This is a genomic window from Aeromicrobium sp. REDSEA-S32_B7 (assembly GCF_001626145.1).
In the GTDB taxonomy this organism is placed as follows: domain Bacteria; phylum Actinomycetota; class Actinomycetes; order Propionibacteriales; family Nocardioidaceae; genus Aeromicrobium; species Aeromicrobium erythreum.
In genome coordinates, this window is the sequence record NZ_LUNF01000271.1 from 1 (window position 1) to 3,113 (window position 3,113).

At 74.4% G+C, this 3,113-nt stretch carries 2 protein-coding genes and 1 pseudogene; 1 reads left to right on the top strand and 2 read right to left on the bottom strand.

All coding sequences use genetic code 11. The features are described from left to right. Positions 1–661: 661 nt before the first annotated feature. Together A6Q79_RS16290 and A6Q79_RS16295 are read right to left on the bottom strand one after the other, a co-directional pair. The gene (locus tag A6Q79_RS16290) at positions 662–2,704 is read right to left on the bottom strand and encodes an ABC transporter ATP-binding protein (RefSeq protein WP_317698778.1); all 2,043 of its coding nucleotides are present in this window, start codon (positions 2,702–2,704) and stop codon (positions 662–664) included. Further along, on the bottom strand, positions 2,701–2,955 hold the full coding sequence (locus tag A6Q79_RS16295; protein ID WP_317698779.1) for a hypothetical protein: 255 nt from the start codon (positions 2,953–2,955) through the stop codon (positions 2,701–2,703). The genes A6Q79_RS16290 and A6Q79_RS16295 overlap by 4 nt, the downstream gene beginning before the upstream one ends. Here A6Q79_RS16295 and A6Q79_RS16300 point away from each other — a divergent pair. Then, positions 2,917–3,113, top strand: a pseudogene (locus tag A6Q79_RS16300) (tryptophan synthase subunit beta); the annotation flags it as partial. The gene A6Q79_RS16295 and the pseudogene A6Q79_RS16300 sit on opposite strands and share 39 nt — an antisense overlap.

Here is a 3,113-nt window from a genome sequence, read left to right on the forward strand (position 1 = left end):
CTCCCTTCTCGTGGCACGTGCCACGAGAAGGGAGAAGCGCTGCCCACCCCACCCCCAAGGGCACCCACGATTCTTCCTTCGTGCGTTCGAGGTCGAACGCTTCTGCGTTGGTGACGGGATCCCGTAGGAAACGCAGAAGCCTTGAACACCGACGCACGAACGCAGAATCGTGCATCCACCCCCAGCACCAACCCGCCGCCCGAGACCCCAGACCAGCGCGGTCGCCAGCCGCCCGGTCGAGGCCCTTGCGGAGACCACACCCAGCGAAAGCCGAGGCAGCGCACCAGCAAGCCCGGACCTCCCGCGGCTGCGCACCAGCAGGTGGAGACCCCCTGCGGCAGCGCACCAGCAAGGCCAAGGCCCCGCGCAAGTCCAGCCCCCACGCGCGCAACACCCCGACGCGTCGAAGCCCCCGCCGGCGTGGGCCGGTGGGGGCTTCGATCGTCTGCGCTCGCGGGGAGCGTCAGGTCACGCGTTGGGGCGCTTGCCGTGGTTGGCGCCCTTCTTGCGACGCGCGCGGCGCTTGCGGCCGGTCTTACCCATGATGGTCCTCCTCAGACGTCCAGCGTCCATGGTCCCACACGGGCCCGCCGGCGCGGCACACGCCCTGGAGCGACGGGTCGGGGAGGGTCAGGGAGTGGGCAGGCGCGACAGGAAGCGCTCACGGTCGACGACGACGCGCCGGACCTCGCCATGGGCGACGATCGTCCCGTGGGCGTCGTGCGCGGCCACCCGGAACCGCAGGAGCCGGCCGTCCTCGTAGGTGACGTCGGCGGTCGCGGTCACCGTCGCGCCGACGGGGCTGGCGGCCACGTGCTCGACCTCGACGCGGGTGCCGACGCTCGTGCGGTGCTCGTCCAGGTCGAGCGCTGCGCGGGTGGCCTCCTCGAGCCAGGCCAGCAGCCGAGGAGTGGCGAGCACGGCGAGGTCCCCGCTGCCGAGGGCGGCGGCGGTGTCGGCGTCGCCGGCCTCGCCGATCGCCTTGTCGACCAGCGCCGAGCCCAGCGCGCCGCCGGGGTGATAGCGCGCAAAATCGGTCGCCGTGAAGCCGCGCGCCTCGATCAACGCCACCGCGGGTGAGCCGGTGCGCGATGACCAGTGCCGCCCGACCGTGCGTGACCGCGGCGGCCGCCTGCTCGAGCTCGCGGGCGCCCGACGAGCCGGCCTCCGCCGTCGCCTCGTCGAGCACGACCACCTGCGGGTCGAGCAGGGCGACGCGGCTGAGGGCGAGCTGCTGCGTCTGGGCCGGGGTGAGCGGGTGCCCGAGGTCGCCGACCACGGTGTCCAGGCCGTGGGGGAGCGCGCGGGCCCAGCCGGCGGCGTCGGTGGTCGCGAGGGCGCTCCACAGCGCGTCGTCGTCGGCGTCGGCCCGGGCCAGCAGCAGGTTGTCGCGCAGGCTGCCGGCGAACACGTGCACCTCCTGCGACACGAGGGCCACGTGCCGGCGCACGACGGGCTCGGGTGCCGTGGTCACGTCGAGCGCGCCGAGCCGGACGTGGCCTCCGGTGGGCCGCAGCGTCCCGGCCGCGATGCCGCCGAGCGTCGACTTGCCGGCGCCCGTCGCACCGACGACGGCGACGTGCTCGCCGGGCTGGATCGTCAGGTCGACGGGGGCGAGCACGGGCCGGCCGGTCTCGTACGCGTGGTGCACGCCCTGCAGCGTGAGCACCGGCTCGGGCCCCGCGTCGACCGGCGCGACGTCGCGCGGCGGGATGAGCGCGACCCCGGCCAGGCGCGCGAGGGCGGCACCACTGGCCTGTGCGGCGTCGAAGACGTAGAGCACCGCACCGATCGGGTTGAACAGCCGGTGGAAGAAGAGCGCCGCGGCCGTCGCGTCACCGACGCTGGCGGAGCCGGTGCTGACGAGGGCGTACCCCGTCGCCAGGACGACGACGAGCCCGACGCACTCCGACGCGTTCATGCGGGCGCCGAGCCGCGTGTAGAGGCGGAAGACGTCGAGCGTGATCGCGACGGCGTCGCCGGAACGTCGCTCCACCCGCTCGAGGGCGATGTCCTCGACACCGAACGCACGCAGCGTCGGCGCGTCGCGCACGCCGGTCACGAGCACCTCGGCGCGCGCGCCCTCGGCCGTGCGCTCGGCCCGGTAGTACGGGATCGAGCGCGGCAGGTACCACCGCATGCCGAGCACGTAGCCCGGCGCGGCAGCGAGACCTGCCAAGCCCAGCCGCCAGTCGAGCGTGAAGAGGCCGCCGACGGTGAAGGCGATCGCCGAGACCGACGTGAGGAGCATCGGGATGGCCTCGTCGAGCGACTCGGTGACGCGCCGCACGTCGTCGCCCACGCGTCCGAGGACGTCGCCGACGCCGGCCGCCTCGAGCTGCTGGGAGTCGAGGTGGAGGGCTCGGTCGAGCACCTCCTCGCGCAGCTCCGCCAGGGCGGGTGCCACCGTCCTGGCGAGCGCTGCCGTCGACACGGTGGTCGACACCGCGGCGACGACCGCGGCGGCCAGCATGACGGCGACCGGCGCGAGCACCTCTGCGAAGGTGCCGTCGTCACGCACGACGTCGACGACGCGGCCGATCATGAGCACCGGCACGATGCCGGCGAAGCCGGTCACCAGGAAGGCGGCCACGGTCAGCGCCAGGCTGCCTCGACGCGCGCGCAGCAGACGCCACGCGACGCGCGTGGTGCTGCGACCGTCGGCGACCGGCAGGAGCTGGTCGGCGTGCTGGGTCTGGCTCATCGCTCGACCGCCTCGCGGTAGTCGGCGTCGCGGAGCAGGTCCAGGTGCGTGCCCTCGGCGACCACGCGTCCACCGCGCACGACGAGCACGCGGTCGGCGGCGCGCAGCAGGGCCGGGCTGGAGGTCAGCACGAGGGTGGACCGTCCGGTGCGCAGACGTCGCACCCCGTCGGCCACGGCCTGCTCGGTCACGGCGTCGACGGCGCTCGTCGGGTCCTGCAGGACGACGACGGCCAGACCGTCGAGTCCCACTCGATCTCCGCCGGCTTGGACTACCCCGGAGTCGGGCCGCAGCACGCGCAGCTCGCCCACAGCGGCCGCGCGACGTACCTCCCGGTCACCGACACCGAGGCGATGGAGGCCTTCAGCCTGCTCGCGCGCACCGAGGGGATCATCCCGGCCATCGAGTC